Annotated in this window: 26 protein-coding genes and 1 pseudogene; 16 read left to right on the plus strand and 11 right to left on the minus strand. The window is 43.2% G+C overall.

All coding sequences use genetic code 11. From position 1 onward, the window contains the following. Positions 1-120: 120 nt before the first annotated feature. Positions 121-1,203, plus strand: coding sequence for an aminotransferase class V-fold PLP-dependent enzyme (locus HUJ22_RS07735; RefSeq protein ID WP_290875898.1), 1,083 nt, complete (start codon positions 121-123; stop codon positions 1,201-1,203). 47 nt (positions 1,204-1,250) lie between these two features. Further along, a complete protein-coding gene (locus HUJ22_RS07740; protein ID WP_366870903.1) occupies positions 1,251-1,490 on the plus strand; it encodes a DUF1059 domain-containing protein in 240 nt (79 codons plus the stop codon). Between the two features lie 72 nt (positions 1,491-1,562). On the opposite strand, the gene HUJ22_RS07745 is transcribed toward HUJ22_RS07740, so the two are convergent. From HUJ22_RS07745 to HUJ22_RS07755, 3 genes are read right to left on the minus strand one after another with little or no spacing between them, the layout of a single operon-like run. Beyond that, complete coding sequence (locus HUJ22_RS07745; RefSeq protein ID WP_290875902.1) at positions 1,563-2,321, minus strand: succinate dehydrogenase/fumarate reductase iron-sulfur subunit; 759 nt, start codon at positions 2,319-2,321, stop codon at positions 1,563-1,565. A gap of 10 nt (positions 2,322-2,331) precedes the next feature. Further along, entirely contained in the window at positions 2,332-4,254 is a 1,923-nt protein-coding gene (locus HUJ22_RS07750; RefSeq protein ID WP_290875904.1) for a fumarate reductase/succinate dehydrogenase flavoprotein subunit, read from the minus strand. 34 nt (positions 4,255-4,288) lie between these two features. Beyond that, the gene (locus HUJ22_RS07755) at positions 4,289-4,987 is read right to left on the minus strand and encodes a succinate dehydrogenase cytochrome b subunit (protein WP_290875906.1); all 699 of its coding nucleotides are present in this window, start codon (positions 4,985-4,987) and stop codon (positions 4,289-4,291) included. 275 nt (positions 4,988-5,262) lie between these two features. Here HUJ22_RS07755 and HUJ22_RS07760 point away from each other — a divergent pair, with 275 nt between their 5' ends. The 9 genes and pseudogenes from HUJ22_RS07760 (at position 5,263) to coaBC (ending at position 13,867) form a co-directional block, all read left to right on the plus strand. After that, positions 5,263-5,871 (plus strand): YigZ family protein, encoded by a 609-nt coding sequence (locus HUJ22_RS07760; RefSeq protein WP_290876635.1) that lies wholly within the window; start codon positions 5,263-5,265, stop codon positions 5,869-5,871. Between the two features lie 174 nt (positions 5,872-6,045). After that, a complete protein-coding gene (locus tag HUJ22_RS07765; RefSeq protein WP_290875908.1) occupies positions 6,046-6,597 on the plus strand; it encodes a cob(I)yrinic acid a,c-diamide adenosyltransferase in 552 nt (183 codons plus the stop codon). Positions 6,598-6,635: 38 nt separating this feature from the next. Next, positions 6,636-7,985, plus strand: coding sequence for a phosphoglucosamine mutase (gene glmM, locus HUJ22_RS07770; protein WP_290875910.1), 1,350 nt, complete (start codon positions 6,636-6,638; stop codon positions 7,983-7,985). Between the two features lie 239 nt (positions 7,986-8,224). Beyond that, a pseudogene (ftsH, locus tag HUJ22_RS07775) lies at positions 8,225-10,138 on the plus strand (ATP-dependent zinc metalloprotease FtsH); the annotation flags it as partial. A 132-nt stretch (positions 10,139-10,270) separates the two neighbouring features. Further along, positions 10,271-10,720, plus strand: a complete 450-nt coding sequence (msrB, locus tag HUJ22_RS07780; RefSeq protein ID WP_290875914.1) for a peptide-methionine (R)-S-oxide reductase MsrB — start codon at positions 10,271-10,273, stop codon at positions 10,718-10,720. A gap of 126 nt (positions 10,721-10,846) precedes the next feature. Then, positions 10,847-11,728 carry a YicC/YloC family endoribonuclease gene (locus tag HUJ22_RS07785; protein WP_290875916.1) on the plus strand — a complete coding sequence of 294 codons (882 nt, stop codon included), beginning with the start codon at positions 10,847-10,849 and terminating at the stop codon, positions 11,726-11,728. 74 nt (positions 11,729-11,802) lie between these two features. Further along, positions 11,803-12,375, plus strand: a complete 573-nt coding sequence (gmk, locus tag HUJ22_RS07790) for a guanylate kinase (RefSeq protein ID WP_290875918.1) — start codon at positions 11,803-11,805, stop codon at positions 12,373-12,375. An 8-nt stretch (positions 12,376-12,383) separates the two neighbouring features. After that, a complete protein-coding gene (locus HUJ22_RS07795) occupies positions 12,384-12,677 on the plus strand; it encodes a DNA-directed RNA polymerase subunit omega (RefSeq protein ID WP_290875920.1) in 294 nt (97 codons plus the stop codon). Positions 12,678-12,679: 2 nt separating this feature from the next. Beyond that, entirely contained in the window at positions 12,680-13,867 is a 1,188-nt protein-coding gene (gene coaBC, locus HUJ22_RS07800; RefSeq protein WP_290875922.1) for a bifunctional phosphopantothenoylcysteine decarboxylase/phosphopantothenate--cysteine ligase CoaBC, read from the plus strand. A 128-nt stretch (positions 13,868-13,995) separates the two neighbouring features. On the opposite strand, the gene HUJ22_RS07805 is transcribed toward coaBC, so the two are convergent. Then, positions 13,996-15,147, minus strand: a complete 1,152-nt coding sequence (locus HUJ22_RS07805) for a hypothetical protein (RefSeq protein ID WP_290875924.1) — start codon at positions 15,145-15,147, stop codon at positions 13,996-13,998. A 74-nt stretch (positions 15,148-15,221) separates the two neighbouring features. On the opposite strand from HUJ22_RS07805, the gene HUJ22_RS07810 reads away from it, so the two are divergent. Both HUJ22_RS07810 and HUJ22_RS07815 read left to right on the plus strand, forming a co-directional pair. Then, positions 15,222-15,662, plus strand: a complete 441-nt coding sequence (locus HUJ22_RS07810) for a hypothetical protein (RefSeq protein WP_290875926.1) — start codon at positions 15,222-15,224, stop codon at positions 15,660-15,662. Between the two features lie 2 nt (positions 15,663-15,664). After that, positions 15,665-16,516, plus strand: a complete 852-nt coding sequence (locus tag HUJ22_RS07815) for an alpha/beta fold hydrolase (RefSeq protein ID WP_290875928.1) — start codon at positions 15,665-15,667, stop codon at positions 16,514-16,516. Positions 16,517-16,567: 51 nt separating this feature from the next. Here HUJ22_RS07815 and surE read toward each other — a convergent pair whose 3' ends face one another. From surE to HUJ22_RS07850, 7 genes are all read right to left on the minus strand, one after another. Then, positions 16,568-17,338, minus strand: coding sequence for a 5'/3'-nucleotidase SurE (gene surE, locus HUJ22_RS07820; protein ID WP_290875930.1), 771 nt, complete (start codon positions 17,336-17,338; stop codon positions 16,568-16,570). After that, positions 17,335-18,165, minus strand: coding sequence for a 3-methyl-2-oxobutanoate hydroxymethyltransferase (gene panB / locus HUJ22_RS07825; RefSeq protein ID WP_290875932.1), 831 nt, complete (start codon positions 18,163-18,165; stop codon positions 17,335-17,337). Before panB ends, surE begins: the two co-directional genes overlap by 4 nt. Further along, positions 18,162-18,599: a 3-hydroxyacyl-ACP dehydratase FabZ gene (gene fabZ, locus HUJ22_RS07830; protein ID WP_290875934.1), complete on the minus strand. Its 438-nt coding sequence runs from the start codon at positions 18,597-18,599 to the stop codon at positions 18,162-18,164. The genes panB and fabZ overlap by 4 nt, the downstream gene beginning before the upstream one ends. Before the next feature lie 39 nt (positions 18,600-18,638). Next, positions 18,639-19,328, minus strand: a complete 690-nt coding sequence (gene ubiE / locus HUJ22_RS07835; RefSeq protein ID WP_290875936.1) for a bifunctional demethylmenaquinone methyltransferase/2-methoxy-6-polyprenyl-1,4-benzoquinol methylase UbiE — start codon at positions 19,326-19,328, stop codon at positions 18,639-18,641. A gap of 129 nt (positions 19,329-19,457) precedes the next feature. Beyond that, a complete protein-coding gene (locus tag HUJ22_RS07840; protein ID WP_290875938.1) occupies positions 19,458-20,078 on the minus strand; it encodes a histidine phosphatase family protein in 621 nt (206 codons plus the stop codon). A gap of 16 nt (positions 20,079-20,094) precedes the next feature. Next, entirely contained in the window at positions 20,095-20,769 is a 675-nt protein-coding gene (locus HUJ22_RS07845) for a hypothetical protein (RefSeq protein ID WP_290875940.1), read from the minus strand. Between the two features lie 30 nt (positions 20,770-20,799). Further along, positions 20,800-21,504: a ComF family protein gene (locus HUJ22_RS07850; RefSeq protein ID WP_290875941.1), complete on the minus strand. Its 705-nt coding sequence runs from the start codon at positions 21,502-21,504 to the stop codon at positions 20,800-20,802. Positions 21,505-21,599: 95 nt separating this feature from the next. On the opposite strand from HUJ22_RS07850, the gene HUJ22_RS07855 reads away from it, so the two are divergent. The 3 genes from HUJ22_RS07855 to HUJ22_RS07865 all read left to right on the plus strand — a co-directional run bounded on the left by HUJ22_RS07855 (position 21,600) and on the right by HUJ22_RS07865 (position 26,055). After that, positions 21,600-22,703: a helix-turn-helix domain-containing protein gene (locus HUJ22_RS07855; protein WP_290875943.1), complete on the plus strand. Its 1,104-nt coding sequence runs from the start codon at positions 21,600-21,602 to the stop codon at positions 22,701-22,703. Between the two features lie 23 nt (positions 22,704-22,726). Beyond that, a complete protein-coding gene (gene ligA / locus HUJ22_RS07860; protein ID WP_290875945.1) occupies positions 22,727-24,724 on the plus strand; it encodes an NAD-dependent DNA ligase LigA in 1,998 nt (665 codons plus the stop codon). Between the two features lie 116 nt (positions 24,725-24,840). Beyond that, entirely contained in the window at positions 24,841-26,055 is a 1,215-nt protein-coding gene (locus HUJ22_RS07865) for an alanine dehydrogenase (protein WP_290875947.1), read from the plus strand. Positions 26,056-26,124 lie beyond the last annotated feature (69 nt).

Genomic DNA, 26,124 nt, shown 5'->3' on the forward strand with positions numbered 1-26,124 from the left:
TGTTGTCTGAAATTTAGAGCTTCATACACTCAAAAAGTAAATAAGTATAATGAACTCATGGATTGTAAGAAATCAGATTTTCAACTAAAACATTCCGTCACCTATTTCAATTGTGCATATATGTCGCCACAGCTAAAAGTGGTTGAAGAAGCCGGGATGACGGGGTTACTACGTAAAAGAAATCCTTTTAAGATCTCACCTGAAGAGTTTTTTGGAGAGACTGATACCCTTCGCGAGGAATACGCTAAACTCATCCATGCAAAAGACCCAAAACGCATTGTGGTTATTCCTTCTGTCTCATACGGAATGGCTAATGTGGCCAAGAACCTTCCGCTCTCAAAAGGCGACAACATTATTGTTGTAGGCGAACAATTTCCCAGTAATGTATATCCCTGGAGAACCGCTGCCGAGGAGGCCGGGGCAGAGATCATAACTATCACTCCTCCCAAAGAATCCAAAGACAGGGGAAAGGTGTGGAATGAAAAGATCCTCAGTGCCATCAACCAAAAAACAAAACTGGTTGCATTGGGGAATGTTCACTGGGCGGATGGCACCTTATTTGACTTGAAGACTATCCGCAAACAAACCAGGAATGTAGGGGCTTGGCTAGCCATTGACGGAACGCAATCGGTTGGAGCCCTTCCTTTTGATGTATCAGAAATTCAACCTGATGCCCTGATCTGTGCCGGCTACAAATGGCTGATGGGGCCTTATAGTATAGGTCTGGCCTATTATGGTCCGGCTTTGGATGAAGGAACTCCCGTTGAAGAGAACTGGATCAATCGCTATGAAAGTGAAAATTTTGCCAACTTGGTGAATTATAATGACGATTACCAACCGGGAGCATTGCGATATGAAGTGGGCGAACACAGCAATTTCATCTTAGTACCGATGATGCTGGCGGCTGTAAAACAATTGAATGCATGGGGACCGGTAAATATCCAAAACTATTGCAAAAATCTTATTTCGGACGGTATCAAAAAGCTGAAAGAAGCAGGCTACAAGATTGAAGATGAAAATTACCGTTCCTCTCATCTTTTTGGTATTCGTTTAGGGGATGATCATGACCTGGATAAGATCAAAGCAAAATTTGAAGAGCAGAATATCCTCGTTTCATTTCGGGGCGATTCTATACGGGTCTCGCCGAATGTATATAACACAAAAGATGAGTTTGAGAAATTCGTTAAAATCTTGGATGCTTAATTTGAACGAACTACATTGGCTTCGCACTTAAACAAATACACTTTCCTATGAAAACCATGACTTGCAAACAATTAGGCGGCGCTTGCGATAAGAAATTCAAGGCCGAAACCTTTCAAGAAATTGCCGAACTAAGCAAAAAGCATGGCACAGAGATGTTCAAACAAGGAGATGAAGCACATCTCGAAGCAATGCAAGAAATGTCGGAGATGATGAACGACCCTGAAGCCATGAAACAATGGATGGACGAAAAGCGGCAGGAATTCGAATCGCTTCCCGAAGATAGTTAAACATTATATTCACAAATAAAAAAGCCAACTCACAGAGTTGGCTTTTTTTTACTCTTAATAAATCATCAGAAGTTAGTCACCACCCATCACAGCTTTCATATAATCTCTTCTCATTTCAGCAATAGCTGAGATGGAAATTCCTACCGGACAGACGGCTTCACATTCTGCAAAGTTGGAGCAGTCGCCAAAGCCTTCTTCTTTCATTTGGTCAACCATGGCAACCACACGGTTTGAACGCTCGACTTCACCTTGCGGTAATTTATTAAGGTGAGCAATCTTAGCACCGGTAAACAATGAAGCTGAAGCATTCGGACAAGCCGCAACACAAGCTCCGCAACCGATACAAGTAGCATAATCAAAAGCAGCATCGGCTTTTTCTTTTTTAACCGGAATAGCATTGGCCTCAGTCGCAGAACCGGTTTTCACCGAAACATATCCGCCGGCTTCAATAATACGGTCAAATGCACTGCGATCCACTACCAGATCCTTAATTACCGGAAATGAAGCCGCTCTTGGTGGCTCAATAGTAATATGGTCCCCATCACTGTAATTACGCATATGTAGCTGGCAGGCCGCAACTCTTTCTTTGGGTCCGTGTGCCTGACCGTTGATGACAAGATTACAGGAACCACAAATTCCTTCCCGACAATCATAATCGAATTCAACAGGTTCTTTGTCTTGCAGCATCAGCTCTTCGTTGAGTACGTCCAGCATTTCAAGGAAAGACATATGCTCGTTCACATTGTCCAGGGTATACTCCTCAAAATAGCCTTTTTCATTCGGGCCGTCTTGCTTCCAGTATTTAAGATGAATGGTCATTTCTTTACTCATAGTGTATTCCTTACTTGTAGCTACGTTGTTTTAACTCAACGAATTCAAATTCAAGATTTTCTTTGTGAAGGGTTTCTTCCAGTTTGCCGTTCAGTCCTTTGTATTCCCATGCGGCTACATATGAGAAGTCTTCATCATTCCGCAACGCTTCCCCTTCATCTGTTTGATATTCCTCGCGAAGATGGCATCCTGCTGATTCTTCCCGTTGTAGTGCATCTTCGGCCATCAATTCTGCTAATTCAAAGAAATCAGCTACGCGACCTGCAAACTCAAGGTATTTATTGTAATTATTTTTCTCGCCCGGAACTTTCACATTCTGCCAGAATTCCTCACGAAGTTCACGGATTTCTTCGATCGCAGATTTCAAGCCTTCAGCATTGCGGGCAATACCGATCTTATCCCAAACGATCTTACCGAGTGAGCGATGGAAGTCGATAATGGTTCGATTTCCATTCACATTCAACAGTTTATCAATCTGAGCCTGAGCTGCATTTTCAGCTTCTTTGAATGCGTCATGATCGGTACCGTAACGCTTACCTGGCTTTTGCTTGGCAAGATAATCACCAATGGTGTATGGAAGTACGAAATACCCGTCAGAGAGTCCCTGCATCAAGGCACTTGCACCTAATCGGTTAGCACCGTGATCAGAGAAATTCGCTTCACCGGCGGCATATAATCCGGGCACGGTGGTTTGAAGGTTGTAATCAACCCAAAGCCCGCCCATGGTATAATGCACGGCAGGATAAATTCTCATTGGCCGCTCATATGGATTTTCACCGGCAATATTCTCATACATCTCAAAGAGATTTCCATACTTAGCTTCGATCGTTTCCCGTCCGTCACGCTTAATGGCATCCCGAAAATCAAGATATACAGCAAGTCCCGTCTCCCCTACGCCAAGTCCGTCATCACACACCATTTTGGCATTACGGGAGGCCACATCACGCGGCACAAGGTTTCCGAAACTTGGATAGCGCTCTTCCAGGTAATAATAGCGTTCATCCTCAGGAATGTCATTTGGATGGCGGTCGTCCCCTTTCTTGCGAGGTACCCAAACCCGGCCGTCATTCCTCAAACTTTCAGACATCAGCGTTAATTTAGACTGATAATCGCCGGAAACAGGAATACAAGTCGGGTGAACCTGAACGTAACAAGGATTAGCAAAAGCAGCACCTCGTTTGTGAGCTCTCCAGGCTGCCGTTACATTTGAGTTCTTGGCATTTGTAGAGAGATAGAATACGTTTCCATACCCGCCGGTTGCAAGAACTACGGCATCAGCTTCATATCGGTTTAATTCACCGGATACAAGATCACGGGTAATAATTCCTCTTGCCTGTCCATCTATCACAACCACATCCAGCATCTCATGGCGGGGATGGTATTTGATATTTCCGTTATGCACCTGACGCATCATCGCCTGATAAGCTCCAAGCAGTAATTGCTGTCCGGTTTGACCGCGGGCATAAAATGTTCGGGACACCTGGGCTCCCCCAAAAGAACGGTTGGCCAGATTACCGCCATATTCACGAGCAAAAGGAACGCCCTGCGCTACAGCCTGATCAATAATCTCATTAGATACCTGTGCCAGGCGATATACATTTGCTTCTCTTGAACGATAATCACCGCCTTTGATGGTATCATAAAAAAGCCTCCAGATGCTGTCACCGTCATTCGGATAATTTTTGGCAGCGTTGATCCCACCCTGTGCGGCAATACTGTGTGCCCGCCGGGCTGAATCCTGAATACAGAAGCTTCTCACATTATAACCAAGCTCTGCAAAACTGGCTGCCGCAGCACCACCGGCCAACCCGGTTCCAACCACTATAATTTCAAATTTCCGCTTATTGTTGGGAGCCACCAATTTGATGTCTTTGATGTGCTGATCCCATTTCTGTTCTAACGGTCCGCCGGGTACTTTTGAATCTAATTTCATAATCCTAAATCTATAGTCTTAATTCTTTAATCTCTTAATAAGCAATAAGTGAGCCTTCTCCGCCGGTCAGGAAAATATATAGCGGAATAAAAATGAAGCCAAGCATAAGCACGATGGCAAAGACGTAGGCTCCGATCTGAACTTTTTTGGAAGTTTCTCCATGCTTCATCCCCAATGATGTGAATGCACTCCAGGCGCCATGAGCTAAGTGCAAAATTACTAGTGAAAGCACCGCGATATAACCAAACGTAACCAAAGGGTTTGTAAATTCAGCAATAACCAAAGCTCTTAAATCTCTCATTTCTGTTCCATCAACCATGGTCATATCGGTGGCACCAAACTTAAAGTGCAAAATATGAAGCACCAGAAAGACCAAAATAATGATTCCGGTATAAATCATGCTCTTGGATGCAAGCGTTTGGTGGCTCGGTCCGCCTTTGGTTTGGTAAGTATCATACCCCTCAGGCCGGGCTTTTTTACGTTGCCTCCATATTGAAATTCCTAAAATGGCATGGTATAAAAAGAAGAACACCAATCCGGCTTCGATCACGTAAAGAAGTGGCCCGAGGCTCTCCAAAGTATACGTATAGATATTAAAGGCATCACTTTCTGCAAAGATGGTGAGGTTACCGGCGAGGTGGCCGATCAAAAAAAGCATGAGGCCAATTCCTGTAATACCGGTCATAATCTTTCGGCCGACCTGTGAATTCAGGGCTTTTATAAATGAAGGCATGTTTTACGTCTTAGATAATTTCAAATTGTGATATATAAACAGCAATACGCTTTCGTTGGTTTCAAATAGTATTGAAACATTATGAATACTTCATGAAAGCTTTACTGCGCTGAGAAAATCGCTTTTTCCTCTTTGAATAACAAGGCAGAATGGGTCTAAATATGATTGCAGATTCGTGGAATTGATATATTTTACAGATTATATCCATCACGTAAATGTTAAAATGATTATTGATTAATCAACCTTTACCTTTCGAACACATCAAATCCGAAATATTGAGAACCATCACCAAAATATACGAATTTTCCTTTCGCGAACGAGGCTCAAAATTTATGGGATATTTATTTCCGGCCGAATCTGAAGAACAATTTGGAGAAGAACTCGATCGGCTCAAATCCAAATACCCCGATGCCACCCATCACTGCTGGGCATGGAGATTGAATCCGGCACAGCCCCAAGAATTTAGTTCCGATGATGGCGAACCTTCGGGCGCAGCAGGACTTCCCATCCTCAATCAGCTCAAATCGTTTGATGTGGTAAATGCCGGAGTTGTGGTGGTAAGATATTATGGGGGTACCAAGTTGGGGAAGTCAGGTTTGATCGAAGCTTATGGCCGAGGAGCACAATTATGTCTGGAATCGGCAAGTCTTATTTCGATCAGGCCAGTACAACTTTTTGAAATTTGTTATGGATATCCAGAAGAAAATGTCATTCAGAAATTAAAAAATGATTACGACTTGAAGATATTGGAATCAGAATATTTGGAGAATATCCGGTTAAGAGTTGCATGTAGTCTCAATACAACTAATATACTCGAAGAAAATCTTAAAGGATTGGAGCATTTAGGAATTAATTTTAGCAAGCTCGAAAAATCGTTTCTCTGATGACTGTAAAACTACTTTACCTCACACAGATAAAACTCGAAGTTCCGCAGATCTTTGTGTTATCAGCGTTAACTCTGTGGAACTCAGCGTGAACAAATAGTTTTAAAAGAATCCGATCTGCATTTCAAAATGCACCTTACCCATCAAACCCCTATTTTCAGAAAAAAGAATGTTATGAAGATCTATACCAAAAAAGGCGATAGCGGCGAAACTTCACTTTTTGGCGGACAGCGAGTCTCCAAAAGCTCCAAGCGTATCGATTCTTACGGAACCGTGGATGAACTAAATTCTATTTTGGGAATGGCCATTTCATTCGGAGTTTCTAAAAAAGGCGCTGAATTTCTGGAAACCATACAGCAACAATTATTCGTATTAGGAGCGGATCTTGCCACACCGGCTTCAAAAGATGTGCGGATCGAACGCATTGGTCACAGTGAAGTGGAATTCCTCGAGAAAGCCATTGATGAGATGGAAGAAGAGCTGGAACCGCTTAAAAACTTCATCTTGCCCGGTGGAGCTAATGCCGGAGCTACCCTTCACTTTGCACGCACCGTTTGCCGCAGAGCAGAACGAATTACCGTTGAATGTCGCCATGAAGAAGAAATTTCCGAAGTGGCCATCATGTATATCAACCGGCTTTCTGATTTCTTATTTGTCCTGGCCCGATATGAGAACAAACAGGCCGGTACCCGGGAAACCGGATGGATTCCTGAACGATCCAAGTAAATTTTACAGAATTCAAATTTCAAACACAGACTATTTAAATGGCATTAATGATTTCCGTCTCGGGTATCCGGGGCATTTTCGGAACCGACCTCACCCCTCAAAATCTAGCGAAATTCACTGCTGCTTACGGCACATGGCTTAAAGGAGGTACCGTAGTTGTCGGGCGGGATTCCCGCGTTACCGGAAAGATCTGTGAAGATATTGTAGCTGCCACCCTCGCCAGTGTAGGATGTGATGTCATTAAGGTTGGGATAGTCCCAACACCAACAGTGGCTATGGGCGTTCTGAAGCATAACGCAGCCGGAGGGATTATCATCTCTGCCAGCCATAATCCTGCCGAATGGAATGCTCTTAAATTATTGAACGAAAAGAGTGAATTCCTGGATGCTGATCAGGGAAATAAAGTGATTGAAATTGCTGAATCCGGGAAACTGGAATATCAGTCTTATGATCAGATTGGAGAAATTCGCGAAGATCATGACTTGTTGGATGATCACATTGCGGAAGTTTTGAATTTGCCGTACATCAATGCTGATGAAATTGCAGCCAGGAATTTCTCTGTAGCCGTTGATGCTGTGAATGGTGCAGGCTCAGAAGCTATCCCAAGGTTACTTGAGAAACTTGGCGTAAAGATCGTGCACAAAATTCATTGTACCCCTAACGGACTCTTTCCACACAATCCGGAACCCTTACCCGAACACCTCACCGAGATCTGTGAGTTGGTTAAAGAGAAAAAAGTGGATCTGGGCGTGGTAACCGATCCCGACGGAGATCGCCTCGCCTTGGTTGATGACACCGGCAAATTGTTTGGTGAAGAATACACCCAAGCTGCCGCTTTTGATTTCATCCTCTCCAAAAACTCCGGAGCTTGTGCCACTAACCTCTCCTCTTCCCGTGTCTGTGACGATGTGGCTCGAAATTACGATCAAACATGCTACCGCTCGGCTGTGGGCGAAATCAACGTGGTAAAAGTGATGCAGGAAAAAAATGCCGTGATTGGCGGCGAAGGAAACGGCGGGGTGATTTGTCCGGATCTGCATTATGGTCGTGATGCCTTGGTGGGCATTGCCATGGTGCTTCAGCTTCTGGCCGAAAAAGGGATGGGCTCCTCACAATACAGAGCATCACTGCCTGATTATTTCATGAGCAAAAACAAAATCCAATTAGACCAACTTGGCAAAGATGCCGATGAAGTGCTTGAAATGATCAAGGAACACTTTTCCAGCCTCAAACCAAATACCGTGGACGGTGTCAAAATCGATTTTGCTGAGGGCTGGGTTCATCTTCGAAAATCCAATACAGAACCTATTATCCGTATTTATTCGGAAGGAAGAACTCCGGATGCAGCTCAAGCTTTTGCTAACAAAATTTTAGATTTACTGAAATAATAAAGCTATTTAACACTCGACTTATATATCGGCAGAGAGGCAAGCTTCATCTTATTTTGATAAAAAGAAGTACCGCCCCAGCTTCCGGGAATCCTTCTAAATCCTAAATATTTTCCGGGAAATAACGTCCCTCCACTCACAAAAAGGAAACTATACTGCCCGGTAAAACTGTTGCACGTACTGAATGCAATAGTATAATGTGACTTTTATTAAAAATTTCACCTGAAAAACACGCTGTCTTGGCTAAAAAAAATAAAGACGACGGAAGATCAGAAAAAAACAGGAAGAAGGATTTTGGTAAAAAAATACCTCAGAATAAGAAACCAGGCTATTTTTCCTGGTCAAACCTGCTTATATGGCTAATCTTTTTTGCTCTTTTTTTTAATTGGTTTATGTCCCCTGAAAACGGCTTCCTGACCCCAACCCCAGACATTGAATACAGTGAATTCCGTAAAGAGCTGAAAGATGATAACATTGAACGGATAGAAGTTCGGGGACAGAATATTCAGGGTATGCTTAAGAACCCTAAACCTCTGAGAAGTGCAAAAGGTGATACCGCTGCTTACGAAAACTTCACCACCTATATTCCATCCTTTGGAGACGAAAACCTTTCCGACCTCCTTGAGGAACACGATGTAACCATATCAGCCGAACCGGAATCTGATTACAATTGGTGGTACATCATTATGGTTATCCTCCCAATAATATTTTTCATTTATATTGGGGTGATGTTTTATCAACGTATGAGATCCCAAAGCCAGGGATTCTTTAACATTGGCAAAAGTAAAGCTAAGCTCCAGGAACCTGAGAAGCAGAATACCACATTCAAAGATGTAGCCGGCCTCGACAATGCCAAAGCGGAACTCGAAGAAATCATTGAGTTTTTAAAAGATCCGGAACGTTTTGCAGATATCGGCGCAAAGCTGCCAAAAGGAGTACTCATGGTGGGTCCCCCCGGAACCGGAAAAACATTATTGGCACGGGCTTCAGCGGGGGAAGCTAATGTTCCCTTTTTCACTATAACAGGTTCCGATTTTATGGAGATGTTTGTGGGTGTAGGAGCCAAACGTGTCAGAGACATGTTTAATAATGCCAAAAAAACATCTCCAAGCATCATATTTATAGATGAAATTGACTCTATTGGCCGCAGGCGGGGAGCCGGACTTGGGGGCGGACATGACGAACGTGAACAGACACTGAACCAACTTCTGTCAGAATTGGATGGGTTTGAACCTAACGAAAGTGTGGTTGTGATGGCGGCCACCAATCGGCCCGACATACTGGACAAAGCACTTTTGCGGCCGGGACGTTTTGACAGGCAAATAAATGTAGACATCCCGAAACAAAAAGCTCGGCTTGAGATCCTTGAAATTCATGCTAAAAATAAACCGTTGGGGGAAGATGTAGATTTGGAAATAATAGCGCGAAGCACCCCCGGGTTTAGCGGAGCCGACCTTGAAAACCTGTTGAATGAAGCCTCACTTTATGCCGGGCGTGATAAACGTAAAACAATATCCATGAACGATATTGATAATGCCAGAGATAAGGTACTGATGGGGCTTAAACAGGAAGGCCTTCAAATCGACGAAAAAGAACGAGAGATGCTGGCATACCACGAAGCCGGTCACGCATTAGTAGCTGCCGTTCTTCCTTACTCCGATCCCATACACAAGGTTACGATCATCCCTCGCGGAAAAGCAATGGGAGTCACACAGCAGCTTCCCGAAAAAGAAAAATACATCTACAACCGAGAATACCTGCTGGATCGACTTGCCGTGATCATGGGAGGTCGGGCAGCAGAAGATTTAATCTTTGAGACTTCAACCAGCGGGGCTCAGGATGACCTCAGGCAAATAGCAAAATTATCTCGTAAGATGGTGTTAGAATGGGGCATGAGCGACCGTTTCGGGCATATTTCTTTTGGAAGCGCTGAAGAAGAAGTATTTCTGGGTCGCGACATGAGCCGGCAACGGGAATACAGTGATTCCACCGCACGGGAAATTGATGAGGAAGTCAGAAAAATAACTGACGAAGCCTTTGACCGAGCACTTCATACCATTAAAGAATATCGTGATGTCCTTGATAAAGTCGCCAAATTGCTTCTCGAAAAAGAAGAAATATCAGGAGAGGAGGTCGAGGAACTGCTTTATGGCAAAAATCATGAATCAGGGTCTTCGGAGAATAAAAGAATGAATTCAGATTAGTTTTTCTTTTATCAAATTAAATTCAATAAAATATTAGTGCCTTAATGGTCACTATTCCGGTAGATATAAACCAAGAACAACATGCTTAAGTGGAACAACCTTCAGGAATTCGCTAAAAATGGAAATCCCGAACCTCCCCGACGGGTTGAAAAATCTGATGAGGAGTGGAAAAAAGAACTAACAGATGAAGAATATGCCATAACTCGATTGAAAGGAACAGAACGTCCCGGAGCCAGTGATATGTGCTATAAATTTGAACCGGGATTGTATGCCTGCGTTTGCTGTGGAACCGAGCTTTTCGATGGTAATGAAAAATTTGAAAGCAGCTCGGGCTGGCCTTCTTTCACCCAACCGGTAAAAGAAAATGCCGTTAAATATGAGGTTGATACTTCCCACGGGATGGTTCGCATAGAGGCCTTATGTAATGTGTGTGATGCCCACCTTGGCCATGTTTTTCCCGACGGCCCCGAGCCGAGCGGATTAAGGTATTGCCTGAATTCGGTCAGCTTGGAAAAAATTGAAGATTCTTAATTTATTTACCTGCTATAAGCATTTTAATATCTCTGTGATGAGGATAAATAATATTTCCTGTATGTAATTTCTTATCCGAGTTATACTTTTGTATTTTCTCGCTCAATTTTCATCATCAAGATTATCATGATTATTTCAATGACCGGCTTTGGGCGTGGAGAAGCTTCTGACAATGGAATCACGGCTACGGTCGAAATCAAATCTTTAAACAGCCGATACCTCGATGTAAGCACACGGCTACCCCAGCGCCTTCAAGACAAGGAATTGGAAGTAAAAGAGTTGGTCCAAAAGACTATTAATCGCGGCAAGCTAAATATCACCGTTTATATTTCAGAATCTGAATCCGGTGGGCCCTCTATTACTGTTGATGAAGAAAAAGTTAAAGGATATGCAAAGATCCTGAACAATCTCCGAAAAATTGCCGGTATCGATGACCCCATTTCCATAAGAGATATTACTCAGTTTAGTGATGTATTCATAAATGAAGAAGAGAATGAAGAAGTGTTGGAGCAGAAATGGGCCGTTGCAGAGAAAGCGCTTCAAGAAGCTGTACAATCGTTACTTAAAATGAGGACTCAGGAAGGAAATCAGCTCAAAAATGATTTACTGGACCGCATTGAGTTCATTGAATCAAATTTGGAAATTATCACCAAAGAAACATCCGGCCGTGCGGATGAAACTCGTGAAAAATTATTAGAACGCATCAATAATTTGATCGAAGAAGATAAAATTGATCCTGAGCGCTTAGAACAGGAGGTAGCCATTTTAGTAGATAAAATGGACGTCACTGAAGAAATTGTACGGCTTAAGTCACACCTCAAATTCTTCATTGAAGCTGTGGAGCAACCCGATCCGGCCGGACGCCGACTCAATTTCCTTACCCAGGAAATTAATCGTGAACTAAACACCATCGGATCTAAAGCTAACAATTCCGAAATTGCCCAGTACGTGGTCAAGTGTAAGGAAGCTCTGGAGCAGATCCGCGAACAAGTACAAAACGTCGAATAATTTAGATTTTAGTCTTGAGTAGTGAGTATTGAGAAAAGCGTCTCAATACTCACTATTCAAATCTCAATACTACTATGAAAAAAGGCAAAGTAATCATATTAGTGGCACCCAGCGGGGGCGGAAAAACAACTTTGGCGCGCCGGCTTTTTAAAGATTTTGAAGAATTAAAATTCTCGGTTTCAGCAACTACCCGTCCGCCGCGAAAAGGCGAAGTGCACGGAAAACACTATTACTTCCTTTCTGATGCGGATTTTGACCAAAAAATAAAAGACGGGGAGTTCCTGGAATGGGAAGAATTCTATGGCGGAAAGAAATACGGAACGCTGCGTTCAGAAGTTGATAAGAAACTAAAATCAGGCTATTTTGTTGTGCTTGACATTGAAGTAAAAGGCGCGGTGAATATCAAGGATATTTATGGGGATGAAAGCCTCAGTTTGTTTATCCAGCCGCCCTCTGTTGATGTATTGAAGCAGCGCCTGCTTGATCGCGGAACGGAAGATGATGAAACTCTTGCTCTGCGCCTTGAACGCGCCAAGAAAGAACTTACATACGCTGATCAATTTGATCGCGTTATTATTAATGACGATTTGGATACGGCTTACTCACAAGTGAAAGAAGCCGTGATCAAATTTATGAATCAAAACTGAGACCATACATGGCTGTCCAAACATTAGACATTGAGAAACTCAAATTCAAAACAGGTAACAAGTACGAGTTGCTTGTAATTCTTTCCAAGAGAGCACGACAAATTGCCGCTCAGGAAAAACTGGAACTGGACGAAAAACTCCAGTACTTCGAAGGATTTGAAGAAGAAGACGAATTTTCTTTCAACGAAGAGCAGGAAAATATCTCCAAAGCCTTCGAAAAACTTCCACACGCCACTCAACGTGCTATTGTGGAAATGCAGGAAGACCAAATTTACTACCGTCATCCTGACAAAGAGGATTAATAATGCTCTCCGGTAAGCGCATTATTCTTGGTGTTACCGGGGGAATTGCAGCTTATAAAGCTGCTTTTTTACTTAGAGAATTTCAAAAAGCGGGAGCTGAAGTCCGCGTCACCATGACGCCCTCAGCCACCCGTTTTGTTGGTTTAGAGACCTTTGCTTCCCTTTCCGGCCATGAAGTGGCTGTTGATATCTTTCCGGATGCGCCGGGTTCAAGCGACTGGACCCGCCATATTAACTGGGGTGAGTGGGCCGATCTTTATGTAATCGCTCCCTGTACGGCAAATACGCTTGCTAAGATCACAAGTGGTATTTCTGACAACATGCTCACCAGTACCGTGCTTGCTGCTCGCTGCCCTGTCCTTATTTGTCCAACCATGGACGGTGAGATGTATGATTCCCCGGCAGTTTCTCTGAACCTCAAAAAGGTACAGGAGTTTGGATATCACATCCTTGAACCGGAAAGCGGATATTTAGCCAGTGGACTCGATGGGAAAGGCAGGCTTCCCGAGATCGGGGATATTTTAGAGAAAGTTTCAGAAATCATTGGATCTGTAAAAGGACCTTTAGAAGGCAAAAAAGTGGTGGTTACCGCCGGCCCCACCCGCGAACATATCGACCCGGTTCGGTTTATATCCAATCCCAGTTCAGGGAAAATGGGGATTGCCATGGCCGAAGCGGCTCAAAGTCTGGGAGCGGATGTTACTTTAATCCACGGCCCGCTTTCTGTTTCAAAACCGGAAAACATTCATTCCATAAGTATCACAAGTACGGCGGACCTTTTTGATGCAGTTAAGAAATACGCCGATGCCGATGTGGTCATTATGGCAGCCGCGGTTTCCGACTTCAGCCCAACTGAAATTCACCAACAAAAAGTGAAGAAAACAGCGGGCGAAAATTCTATCAAACTAAAAAGAACCCAGGATATTTTAGCCTGGCTTGGAGATCATAAAAAAGAAGGACAGGTACTGATCGGCTTTGCCATGGAAACAGAGAACCTTATTGAGAACGCCACATCCAAGCTCAAAAAGAAGAATGCAGACTGGATCATCGCGAATTCACTGAATGATAAAGATGCCGGCTTTGAAGCAGATACCAATACCGTTCATCTTTTAGGGATAGATTCTGATCAAAAGTTCCAAGGTGCCAAGAAAGATATCGCCATCGAGATTTTGAATACGATCTTTAGATAGGTTTTAGAGTTGAAAGTTGAGAGTTGATTGGGTGATAGATAAAGTTCCTGCAATAGAGCCTTTTACACCAATTTGATGAAGCCCAAAATATTTGATTTATCCCCTATCACTTTATCAATTCTCAACTTTCAATCAACCATCCACTTATACACCCGATAGGTCTTGGCGATCTCACACCCCAAAGCTTCCAGGCTTCTTCGCATAATCCAATTCTTTTCGCTTACAAAGCCGCCCTCCAATACTTTCAGATTGGGATAGTGTTTCCGTACCCACTTGTGGCCTTCTGCAAAAACCAATGCTTCCAGTCCCCTGCCCCTAAAGCGCGGGTCTGTACCAAATGCCAGCGGGCGAAATTTTTCAGCTCTTTTTTTAAATCCAATTAATTTGGGGAAATGCCACCATTTGAATCTCCCATTGGTTTGGGCTGATATTTCATGTAAATCAGGCACACTCACCAAAAATGAAGCCGGTTCTCCATCCACAAACACAATAGGCGAAGTTTCAGGCATCAATACCGGTTTCAGCTTTTTGATCATCTGACGAATAGTTTCACGAGTGATACCTATAAACTCTTCTTCCCTTTCTTTTACCACCTGATCACTAAAAGCCCGGTTATAAATTTGGCGAACAAACTCACCATCCCGCTCCAGATTTTTTTTGTCAATGGGCCTGATTTCGATATTCTTCTGAGACTTTAGCCGATCCGTAATACTAATCAACCGCTGCGGTAATGGTTGACTCAAATCGAGTTGATACATGTACAGGTCATCAAACTTTTCAGGTAAAGTAGATTCGATCAATTCTTCATAATATTCGTGATGATAGAGCATTCCATACACATTATGATCCTCAAATCCGTTAATTAATATTCCCCAAAACGTATCATTCTCTCCAAAATTAACAGGCCCTCTAAAACCAGCATACCCTTTTTCATGATGCCACTGTTTTGCAAAATTTATGATAGTTTCAGCAATCTTTGGTTGATTCTCCATTTCTATAAATCCGATACCCCCCAGCTTTGGATCATACCTCTCATCTTTTTCCGGGTCAATAAACAGGGCAAACCTTCCAATTACTTTATCCTTATCATCTAAAACTAAAAACCGATCGCAATCCCCGCCCTTTTTAAACCTTTCATTTTTTTCCCGGTTAAAAATATTTTCAACCTCAAATATAAATGGAGGGCGATACCATGGATGATTGCCATACAACCGCTCAGGAAGCTTATGAAATGCTTCTATCTGTTTTTGGGATTCAATTTTTTGAACTTGAAATGACATGTCTTTTTTACTGCAGAAGTTTATAGATTTAGCCTGAAGGTAAATCTCTGAAATTAAGAACCCAAGAACGGTTTATGTTGGATAGAAAAAACGGGAAAAAAGTAATTACCATTTTATTAGTCCTGTCATGCATAGTAAGCGGAATTATCCTTGCGGCCTCTCCATCCAATGAGATTTATCGTCTGGATAATACGCAACAGCTCGATTCCCTGATTAATACTCATATCCAAAACTCATTAATTACTCAAGAACAAGTACAAGTATCTGTTATTAATATTGATACTATTTTCACACGCAAAGTGTATAGGCTAAGAGTACCTTCCCGGTTTTCTAAAACAATGTTTCACATTAATCTGCACAAAGATCTAAATCGCTATGAGATCAAAGCACCGGCAAAAATAAATTTTCCTTCCCGGGATATGCATATTTATGTTTACAATAAAGGAACAGTACTTCGGACTATTCGTTTAACCACCGATCCAAGCCTTGATACCTTAACTACGGAACAAAATTAACCATGCCCGATCGATCTGCATTATTAAAACGACTTGAGTTACAAGAGTACCCACAGCCCGAACTGCTGAAAATAAAGTATCCCGTTTTTTTATGTCATGGTTATGGCGCGATAGGTTCTGTAATTAAATCGGGTCCGTTGCATGAACCTTGCATGGAAATTCGCGGGCATGGCATTGTGGCAATTGCTCCTAATATTGTGCCCTATGCACGCATTGAAACCCGTGCTGAAAACTGGGTGCAGCTAATCAAAACCTTCTGTAAAGATTACGGATATGAAAAGGTAAATATAATTGCCCATAGCATGGGCGGATTGGATATGCGTTGCGCACTTTCTACAATGGATGTGGCTGATAAAGTCGAGAGCCTGACCACTATCGCTACGCCACATCATGGCTCGAGCCTTGCTGATCTTATTTTGAAAGCGCCGGAACTGGTCACAGAAAAACTTAGCGAAATGTTTGATTGGTTTGGCGATAACATGTATCCCAAAACCAAGAGTGATGCATTGGGCTCGCTCGAACAGCTTACCTGCTCCTACGTCAAAGAAATTTTTAATCCCGGTCATCCCGACTTGGATGAAATATCCTATTATTCTTATAGCGCAGCCGTTGGAAAAGGGACCAAATATTCAATAAATCCGGTACTGAAATTTCAGAACAATCAAATTTTTGAAAAAGAGGGGCCAAATGATGCCTTTGTATCGATTGAGAGTGCCAAATGGGGTGCACACCTGGACACTGTTCCACTGTCTCATCTATCCCAAATGCATCTTCAAATGAATAAGGAAAGCCAAAAAGTATATAAGAAATTTTGGGCAGATGTGGTTAAGATGTTGGATGAAAACGGACACTAAATAATAGCACCATAAAATTTGCTATCGCTACCCGGATAAAGCATATTTTATTTACTCATTCAAACTGCGGTCATCTACATTCTCCAACAGATGATAGGCGGTCAGATCGTATTGAATCGGTGTTACTGATGCCAAACCATTATTCAGTGCATGGATATCTGAATCTTTTCCTTCATCCAGCAACTCAAATTTCCCGGTCAGCCAGTAATAGGCACGGTTGAACGGGTCGGTTCGACTTTCATACTCCTCAACATATCGACTATCCGCCTGGCGGGTCCATTTAATGTCCGTAAATTCACCGGCTGGAGCATTAACATTTAAAGTAACTCCGCGCGGCAATCCGTTTTTAAGGACAAACCCTATAACCCTTCTTGCAGCTTCCTGACATCCTCTGAGATTTGCATCTTCGTTAAAATCCGTACAGCTAACCGCAATAGAAGGATATCCTAAAATAGTCCCTTCGGTGGCCGCGCTCACTGTTCCGGAATACATGATATTGATTCCGGCATTGCTTCCATGATTGATGCCGCTTACCACCATATCAGGTTTACGATCAAGAAGTTGTCCATGAGCCAATTTCACACAATCAGCCGGTGTTCCGTTTACCGCTTCTCCCTGAAACTTGTCGGCTACGGTAAATTTACTGGAACGCAGCGGAACCTGAATGGTAATGGAATGGCCAACCGCACTTTGCTCTTTATCGGGTGCTACGATATACACATCTCCGAATTCGGCAGCCACTTCAGCAAGAGCTTTTATTCCGGGAGAAAAAATTCCGTCATCGTTACTAACTAAAATAAAAGGTTTTTTGGGTTCACTCATCCGCCGTACTGCTCATCTTTATTTGGAAAATCTTTGTCTTTAACGTCTTTGATAAAATTTTGAACTGCATCTGTCATCACCGAATTCAGGTCTGCATACCTGCGCAAAAACCTCGGGTTAAATTCTTTATTAAGACCTAACATATCGTGAAGCACTAAAACCTGACCGTCACAAGAAGGTCCGGCTCCAATACCAATGGTCGGGATAGAAAGTTCTGCTGTGACTTTTTCAGCAAGATCAGCGGGAATTTTTTCCAATACAAGCGAAAAACATCCGGCCTCTTCAAGTAGTTTAGCATCACGGATAAGTTCATTCGCTTCTTGCTCTTCGGTAGCCCGTACTTTGTACGTTCCAAATTTATAAATGCTCTGCGGAGTAAGCCCCAGGTGACCCATCACCGGAATCCCGGCATCCACGATACGTTTTACTGTGTCCACAATGTATTTACCGCCTTCCAGCTTTACCGCATGAGCACCCGCTTCTTTCATCATACGTCCTGCACTGATCAATGCTTCTTTGGTCGTAACCTGATAACTCATAAACGGAAGGTCAGCAATCACCAATGCTCGGTCCACACCGCGAACTACACATGAAGTATGATAGATCATGTGCTCGAGCGTCATTGGAACAGTAGTCTCATGCCCGGCCATCACATTACTTGCGGAATCTCCAACCAGGATGATTTCGATGCCGGCCTGATCAATAATTTGGGCCATGGTAAAATCATAAGCCGTAAGCATGGCGATTTTCTCGCCCGTTGCTTTCATGTCTACGATCGTTTGAGTCGTAACTTTAACCGGTTTATCTGAAGATTTTTGAGTACTCATACTTTCTCCCGTGGCACAAGCGCAGCAGAGGCTTCCAATTCGCAGGTTACCTTACCGTCAACCGTGGCAATCCCTTTCATGGTTACAAAGTTGCGTTTCTTGCTGCCCAGCTCAACCTCCAGCATCAGCTGGTCTCCGGGCACCACTTGCTTTCTGAACTTACACTTGTTGATTCCGGTGAACACCATCAGAGTTTCCTGAGGATTATCCACCTGCTGGGTCATCAGCATAATGGCGCCGGCCTGAGCCAGGGCCTCTACCTGCAATACTCCCGGCATGATGGGCTGTCCCGGAAAATGCCCGTTAAAAAATTCCTCGTTCGCCGTAACATTTTTGTAGGCCTTGATATTTGTTTCGTCCACTTCCAGCACCCGATCCACCAATAAAAAAGGATAGCGATGAGGAAGTACTTTTTTAATTTCTTCTATGTTCATTGAACTATTGTGTTGTTTGTTAGAGCGATGAATATACCATTATTGAACCACTCCTACATAAACGTAGGCAATTCCGCCCGTTAACTTTACGGCGCGACAGCTTTCAAAGGCTCCGGATTCGTCCATTAATGCCAAAAACTTATCTCCCGCCGGAAATTCAGCACTTGTTCTTGGGAGGTAGGTATAGGCTTCACGGTTCCCGCTTAGCCATCCTCCAATAGCCGGCATGATGTGCTGACTGTATAATTCGTAAGGAAATTTCATCAATCCTTTAGGCTGACCGAATTCAAGCACTACCACCCTTCCACCCGGTTTTACCACGCGAGCCATATCTTTAAGAGCTACCACAGGATCATCCACATTTCGAATCCCAAAAGCGATACTGGCAATGTCGAACTTGTCATCTTCATAGGGAAGATTCATGGCATCAGCTACTTCGAAATCGATCTTGAGCCCTTCGGCTTTGGCTTTGGCGGGAGCCGGTTCTATCATGGGCGCACAGAAATCGGTTCCCATCACATACCCGGAATCCCCAACCGTTTTTTTGAATTCGATGGCAAGGTCGCCTGTTCCTGTGGCGCAGTCCAATACATGATCGCCTTCATGGGCCCCGCTTTCCAATACTGCTTTTTTTCTCCACGCATGATGTACGCCGAAAGACAATACACTGTTAACCCGATCATAATCATCGGCGATATCGGCAAACATGGATCTTACTTTTTCACTCATAGCATTTGATTAATTTCACTTTTGGCCGTAAAACCAGAAGCAGGGTAAAATGATTCTTTTTGAGGGTTGAAAGATAAAGAATTATGGAACATGGATACTGTAGATTCTATTCAAGTTCAGAGAGTAAATTTATCCCACCAACTCCACCAAATGATCAGTCTTGTTCAACTCCACGGCCTCAAATTTACCATCCTTCCAGCTCAGCCAGTTAATGGCTCCATTCTGGTGTTCGATCTTGTGCATATTGTGGAGTCCGTGTCCCAGCCATTCCGAGAGCAAAATGCGGGTCAATCGTCCATGGATCATAAAAACGATGTGTTCTTCTTTAGATGATTCCAGTACCTCTGCAACTTTCCTGTTAGCACGAGTGAAGGTTTGGCGGGGCGACTCCCCCTTTTCAGGTGCATAATCAACATTGCCTCCCTTCCACTGCTCATGAACCTCCATCACCTGATCTTGAATCTCCGTGAATACTTTTCCCTCCAAAACGCCAAAATCAATTTCATCCAATTCGGGATATTTTTCTACTTCAAGCTTTCTTTGTTCAGCCAGGGGTTGAACTGTTTCATGAGTTCGGCGTAACCCGCTTGCTATAATTTTTTGAATTTCGAAAGGCTCGAGTGCATCACGGATCGCTTTTGCCTGCCTTCTGCCCAAATCGTTGATAGAGGCATCCAGGCTTCTCCCCTGTATGATACTCGCTTTGTTATTGTCGGTCTCTCCGTGACGAATAAAGAACAGTTGCTTCATAATTAACCTGATTCCTCTACTTTTTCTTTTGCTTGTGATAGTTAACAATACGCACCAGCTCTTTTTCCATTTCATTTACCTCGCCGGTGAGAATTCCGTATTTCATTCCATATCGAATCAAAAGCATGTTCAAAATCCGGTCTTCCTTGGAAACTTTGGGCTGCCCAAAGAACTTCTTTCGGGTAAATTCAATCATCAACCTTAACAAACCCACTTTGTATAGAAAGAACAAAATTAAACCATACCAAATAGCATTAAATTCAACAGAAATTCCCATTCCTGCAGTAATTTCATTGATGCTGATTCCGATCAAAAAGATCGCGGATACCCCATAAACTACCCCGTCTTTATTCAGCAACTTTGCAATCGGAGTGGACGTCACATTCACAAAAACACCGGTGTTAAAATACCATAAGAAATAGAAAACTAAGGAGATGGCTGCAGCCAGCCAGGGAGTCACACCAAAAAAGACGACAATAAAGAACAGCATTAAGGAAAAACCGTCGGAGCTTTTTACCCACGCATCGGCCTCTTGTATGATTCTTTCCAACGGGCGGTTTTTGAGCAATCCGGGTACATAGTTCTCAATGCCATCTCTTGTTATATGATACCAATTTCCGTTGGACGTGGTTATCCCATCGGGGAGCTCCAGCATCTGCCAATTAAAACGACCTCTTTGAAAATTTTCCATAGTCAAATATAGGCACTAAAAAAGACTGATTCAGGCTTGAGCTACAGTAGCGATCATTATTTCCCCGCACCCGATTTTTTTCAATTCTGAACTCAACTCAAAAGTAGTGGCTCCGGTGGTGAAAACATCATCTATGATCACACAAAGAACATCCTTCACTTTTTCAGGTACAGTAACTTTAAATGCACCATCAATATTTTTTCTGCGTTTCTCGAGTGAGTACCCGGTTTGTGTACCTGTATTTTTTATCCGCTGAACAGTGTTCTTATCGATGATATGGAGATTGGTAACTTCTGCCACTCCTTTAGCAATGTAAAAAGCCTGATTATATCCTCGCATTCGGTATTTTTTGGGGTGAAGCGGAACCGGAAGCAAACGTACTTTCCGCCCTTTGACCCGATTCATAAACTCCGGATGCCGCAGCATGCTCTTCCCTAATTGCCGGCCAATGTCTTCTCCCACCCCCGTTAATCTATTATATTTTAGCTGATGCAGTACTTCCTGTAAATACCCGCCTTTATCAAAATTCCATAGAGCATGCTGCAAATAGACTCCTTCCGGAAGCATTATATCACGGGTTGATCGTTTTCCCGGCTGATAAGCCTCCTCAAACTTGCTCTCCAGGCAATTGTTACAAACAAAATTTTCATTCGTAGCCAATCTTAAACCACAAACCGTACAAACTTTTGGAAAAAGTATTTCTAAAATTCCTTCTGTTAATCTTTTAAAAAGCATTTAAAACCTCAAAATGATTAAAGTGAAAAGTTTGCTTTTCCTATCAAGTTTAATTACTTAGCTTCTTATAATTTTGTAGACCTAAATAAGTATCTATGTCTCTGGGAAAAGACCTCGCTTCTATACGCAAAAGCCAAAACCTCACGCTTGAGGATATACAAAATGCGATAAAAATTCCGCTTGATACTATAAAAAGTATTGAAGACGAAAGTATTTTTACCGATCCAAGCATGAACAAAACCTACGTTCGTAGTTTTGTGCGCAGCTATGCCAAGGTGCTGAAGCTGAATGATGATGATGTAGTTATGGCTTTGGATGAAGTAGAAGCCGGAATGTATTCGGGAAGTTTGGTGTCCGGAAAAGAAAATATTGATGAATACCGGCAACCTTATAGTCCGTCTAAACCTGAAGAGAAAGCTCCGGAAACAAGTTCAACTGAGCCTGTCGAATCTAAACCGGCACAAAAACCAGAGACAGAACCACCTAAAGAAGCTAATAAAGCTGAACCCATTGCACCACCCGAGATTAATACTGTAAACTGGGCCGATATGGGGCGCAAGTTTACTACCGCAGGTAAAAGCTCTAAAGTTTGGCTGGCGATTTCATTTTTCTTCATTATCGCGTTGCTCGCCACTTGTATATATATTTTTTGGGATGATATTTCCTCTGTAATAAACCAAAATTTTTCTGCTAACCAGGAGCAAACAACTAGCCAGCAATCAAATCAGGAAATTATTATTCCAACACCGGTAGATTCATCAGCTATTGCCGGAGAATCAGAAGCACCTTCAGATTCCGACACTCAAAATCAGTCGCAAAGTACGGCACCCAATGAACCCATCATCCTTGGAGATACTCTGACCGTCACAGTTTACGCTGCCTACGGTCAATTAGAACCCGTACGTATCACAAGCGACTTAAATTGGAGAACAAATCCATTTTGGGTAGAAGATGGAGCGGCTTATAATTTTGATTTTAGAGATACACTATTGGTGCGCGGGCAGTATAGCCGTATGCTTCTTTTATTTAATGGGCATATCATTGAAAATCCCCGCCAGAATTACTTCGACACTGCCTTCAACTCCATTATGATCACACGCTCTGTGCTCGATCAACCCCGTTATTTAGCTCCGGCTCCGGACGAATTTCCCTTGGAAATTGGACCGCCCGACAGCACCGTATATCGAATCAGATATTAGTTAAGTATTAGTACATCTTATCCATGAACAGAAAAGAAGCCCGGGAACGCGTTTCGGAGCTCAGAGAGCTCCTCGATCAGGCTAACAAAGCATATTACCAAGACGCTCAGCCCTTTATAAGCGATAAAGAGTTTGACGAAACCCTCAAAGAACTCATAAAGCTCGAACAGGAATTCGATCTCCATGACCCCAATTCTCCCACCCGGCGAGTTGGCGGAACAGTTTCTTCGGTTTTCGAAACTGTTCAGCATCCTGTTCCGCTTCTTAGTTTGGATAACACTTATAATGAAGAAGAACTCAACGACTTTGACGGCCGAGTCAAGAAAATACTGGGCCATGAAAATTATGAGTACATGGCGGAGCTAAAGTTTGACGGTGCTTCCATTCGACTTCGATATGAAAATGGGAAATTGGTGTTGGGTGCCACACGGGGGGACGGCGAAAAAGGCGATGATATTACCAACAACATAAAAACGATCCGGGATATACCTCTTCACCTTAATGGGGATTATCCTGAGGTTGTCGAAATCCGCGGTGAGGCTTATATGGAACGCGAGGCATTTGCCCGGATGAATCAGCATCGAGAAGAAGAAGGACTGACCGTATTCGCCAACCCCAGAAATTCTACCGCCGGTTCGTTGAAAATGCAAGATCCAAAGGCAGTGGCACAGCGCCCTATTCGGTTTTTTGCCTTCGATTTGCTCCTTGATGATGAAGATAACTCTCTGACCCAATTTCGAAAAGCAGAATTACTGGCTGAATTTGGTCTTCCTGTCTGTGAATACCACAGAGTATGTTCATCTATTGATGAAGTGCATGAGCTTATCAAAAAATGGGAAAAGCTTCGCCATGAGCTCCCTTATGAAACCGATGGCGTAGTCATTAAAATAAATCAAAGCCATTTGCGTGAAGAACTTGGAACTACTTCTAAATTTCCGCGTTGGGCAATCGCCTATAAGTTTGAAGCTGAACAGGCTACAACGGTCATTAACGACATTACGCTGCAGGTAGGGAGGCTTGGTACCATTACCCCCGTTGCGGAGCTTGAGCCCGTAGAATTAGCCGGAACCACGGTAAAACGAGCTTCCCTTCATAATGAAGATGAGATTCAGCGTAAAGATATCCGTATTGGAGATACCGTGGTGGTAGAAAAGGCCGGGGAAATTATTCCTCAGGTCATAAATGTCGTAAACCCGGACCGGGAGCATAGAAATGAAGCATTTTCCTTTCCGGAAAATTGTCCGGCTTGTGATTCAGCTCTCATTAAGTATGAAGATGAAGTGGCCTGGCGTTGTGTCAACCCTACATGTCCGCCACAAGTCCGTATTCGTATCGAACATTTTGCTTCGCGGGATGCCATGGATATTGAAGGATTGGGGGAATCAGTGGTAGATCAGCTCGTGTCCGAAGGACTCATCCAAACCTATGCTGACCTGTATGATTTGGAAAAAGAGCAGATCATCGGGCTGGAGCGCATGGCAGATAAAAGTGCCCAAAACCTGATCGATGCCATTCAAAAAAGTAAACAACAGCCGTTTGAACGCGTGATTTACGCCCTGGGAATTCGCTTTGTGGGTAAAACTGTCGCCAAAGATTTGGCCAAAGCCTTCGGCACCATGGAAAAATTACAATCCCTTTCGGAGGAAGAGCTGATCGCCGTTGATTCCATCGGTCCGCGCATCGCAGAATCGGTGGTAAGTTTTTTCAACAATGAAAAAAATAAAGCTATTGTAAAAAGACTGGGCGAACACGGCCTTCAATTTGAAAAAGAGGAAGAAGAACAGGCTTCCAATATTTTTGAGGGCAAAAAATTTGTCCTGACCGGCTCCCTCCCCACCTACACCCGCAAGGAAGCCGCCGATCTGATCGAGAAACACGGAGGAAAAACCTCCTCATCTGTAAGTGGAAATACCGATTATGTATTGGCCGGAGAATCCGCCGGCAGCAAGCTGGATAAGGCACAGGAATTGGGAGTTCCTATCTTGGATGAAGCTAAATTCCGCGAGATGATTGGGGAATGATCCAATTCAAGATTGAACTGCTCCATCCAAACCAGCAACAGTAAGTCGTTCCTTACACTAAAAATTAACCCCAAATTCCCTATCTTCTCAAAAATCACCTTTAAACCCCACGGCACATGGATATAAAGCCATTGGATACGGAGCAAATCGGATTAAAAACGCTGGAAAAGCATCTCATCCGATCCAAAAGCAAAGTCTCTTTGAAAATTGGACTACCCAAAGAAATATCCAATGATGAACGAAGAGTTACCCTTACTCCGGGAGGTGTTTCTATCCTCAAAGCCAATGGTCATGAAATTTTTATTGAAAAAGGAGCCGGGGAAGCTGCTAATTTTTCAGATCGGGAATATGCCGATGCCGGTGCAGAAATGGCCTACAGTGCTGGTGATGTGTTCAAAAAATCAGAACTCATTCTGAAAATTGCCCCCCTGGTAAAGGAAGAGTTTGAATTACTGGAGCCAGATCAAGCTCTTATTTCGGCTTTACACATGGGAAGTCAAACAGAGGAGTATTTACAGGCTTTAACCGACAAATCGATTACCGGCATTGGCTATGAATTTATCCGAGGAGAAGACAAAGAATTTCCTATCGTTCGAATGATGCACGAAATTACCGGTTCTATGTCGGTACAGATTGCGGCACATTATTTGGAAAGCATGAGTGGCGGACAGGGAATTATGCTGGGCGGTATTTCCGGAGTCCCTCCTGCTACCGTAGTTATTTTGGGAGCCGGAATAACCGGCGAATATGCCGCCCGGACAGCACTTGGATATGGGGCACAAGTTTTTGTAATGGATACTGATTTAACGGCACTTCGGAGACTTGAAAATGCCCTTGACCGTCGAATTATTACGGCTGTGGCAAATCATCAATACTTAAATACGGCCCTCAAATTTGCAGATATAATCATTGGGGCTGCCATGGCGGAGGGAGATCGCTCTCCATGCTGGGTTACTGATGAAATGGTAGCCGGTATGAAAGCCGGAAGTGTAATTGTGGATACCGTTATCGATCAAGGGGGTTGTGTAGCTACCAGTCAGCCCACAACCCATTCAAATCCGGTTTACTCGCAACATGACGTCATCCATCATTGTGTCCCAAATATCCCGGCAAATGTCCCCAGAACAGCTACGTATGCTTTAAATAATGTGATTGTACCCTATATACTTGCAATCGGAGATGCCGGGGGAGTTAAGGAATGCCTGTGGGAAAATGTGGCGCTGAGAAACGGAACGTATACGTATAAAAAACACATTACCAAAAAGTCGCTGGCAAAAATGTTTGATAAACCTTATCGCGAGATCGAAATGCTTATCGCTTCCCAAATTTAGGATTTTTGATTGATGATTGATGATTTGAGGTTTCAAATCATCAATCATCAATCATCATTCATCATTCAT

It is taken from the genome of Gracilimonas sp., assembly GCF_014762685.1.
GTDB lineage: Bacteria > Bacteroidota > Rhodothermia > Balneolales > Balneolaceae > Gracilimonas.

Coding starts and splice junctions, on each gene's coding strand:
- HUJ22_RS07865 (WP_290875947.1), top strand. CDS start 24,841: ATGGATATAAAGCCATTGGATACGGAGCAAATCGGATTAAAAACGCTG.
- HUJ22_RS07740 (WP_366870903.1), top strand. CDS start 1,251: ATGAAAACCATGACTTGCAAACAATTAGGCGGCGCTTGCGATAAGAAA.
- coaBC (WP_290875922.1), top strand. CDS start 12,680: ATGCTCTCCGGTAAGCGCATTATTCTTGGTGTTACCGGGGGAATTGCA.
- HUJ22_RS07810 (WP_290875926.1), top strand. CDS start 15,222: ATGTTGGATAGAAAAAACGGGAAAAAAGTAATTACCATTTTATTAGTC.
- msrB (WP_290875914.1), top strand. CDS start 10,271: ATGCTTAAGTGGAACAACCTTCAGGAATTCGCTAAAAATGGAAATCCC.
- HUJ22_RS07855 (WP_290875943.1), top strand. CDS start 21,600: ATGTCTCTGGGAAAAGACCTCGCTTCTATACGCAAAAGCCAAAACCTC.
- HUJ22_RS07850 (WP_290875941.1), bottom strand. CDS start 21,504: ATGCTTTTTAAAAGATTAACAGAAGGAATTTTAGAAATACTTTTTCCA.
- surE (WP_290875930.1), bottom strand. CDS start 17,338: ATGAGTGAACCCAAAAAACCTTTTATTTTAGTTAGTAACGATGACGGA.
- HUJ22_RS07745 (WP_290875902.1), bottom strand. CDS start 2,321: ATGAGTAAAGAAATGACCATTCATCTTAAATACTGGAAGCAAGACGGC.
- glmM (WP_290875910.1), top strand. CDS start 6,636: ATGGCATTAATGATTTCCGTCTCGGGTATCCGGGGCATTTTCGGAACC.
- HUJ22_RS07840 (WP_290875938.1), bottom strand. CDS start 20,078: ATGAAGCAACTGTTCTTTATTCGTCACGGAGAGACCGACAATAACAAA.
- fabZ (WP_290875934.1), bottom strand. CDS start 18,599: ATGAACATAGAAGAAATTAAAAAAGTACTTCCTCATCGCTATCCTTTT.
- HUJ22_RS07750 (WP_290875904.1), bottom strand. CDS start 4,254: ATGAAATTAGATTCAAAAGTACCCGGCGGACCGTTAGAACAGAAATGG.
- HUJ22_RS07755 (WP_290875906.1), bottom strand. CDS start 4,987: ATGCCTTCATTTATAAAAGCCCTGAATTCACAGGTCGGCCGAAAGATT.
- HUJ22_RS07815 (WP_290875928.1), top strand. CDS start 15,665: ATGCCCGATCGATCTGCATTATTAAAACGACTTGAGTTACAAGAGTAC.
- HUJ22_RS07805 (WP_290875924.1), bottom strand. CDS start 15,147: ATGTCATTTCAAGTTCAAAAAATTGAATCCCAAAAACAGATAGAAGCA.
- HUJ22_RS07765 (WP_290875908.1), top strand. CDS start 6,046: ATGAAGATCTATACCAAAAAAGGCGATAGCGGCGAAACTTCACTTTTT.
- HUJ22_RS07785 (WP_290875916.1), top strand. CDS start 10,847: ATGATTATTTCAATGACCGGCTTTGGGCGTGGAGAAGCTTCTGACAAT.
- ligA (WP_290875945.1), top strand. CDS start 22,727: ATGAACAGAAAAGAAGCCCGGGAACGCGTTTCGGAGCTCAGAGAGCTC.
- ubiE (WP_290875936.1), bottom strand. CDS start 19,328: ATGAGTGAAAAAGTAAGATCCATGTTTGCCGATATCGCCGATGATTAT.
- HUJ22_RS07795 (WP_290875920.1), top strand. CDS start 12,384: ATGGCTGTCCAAACATTAGACATTGAGAAACTCAAATTCAAAACAGGT.
- gmk (WP_290875918.1), top strand. CDS start 11,803: ATGAAAAAAGGCAAAGTAATCATATTAGTGGCACCCAGCGGGGGCGGA.
- HUJ22_RS07845 (WP_290875940.1), bottom strand. CDS start 20,769: ATGGAAAATTTTCAAAGAGGTCGTTTTAATTGGCAGATGCTGGAGCTC.
- HUJ22_RS07735 (WP_290875898.1), top strand. CDS start 121: ATGTCGCCACAGCTAAAAGTGGTTGAAGAAGCCGGGATGACGGGGTTA.
- panB (WP_290875932.1), bottom strand. CDS start 18,165: ATGAGTACTCAAAAATCTTCAGATAAACCGGTTAAAGTTACGACTCAA.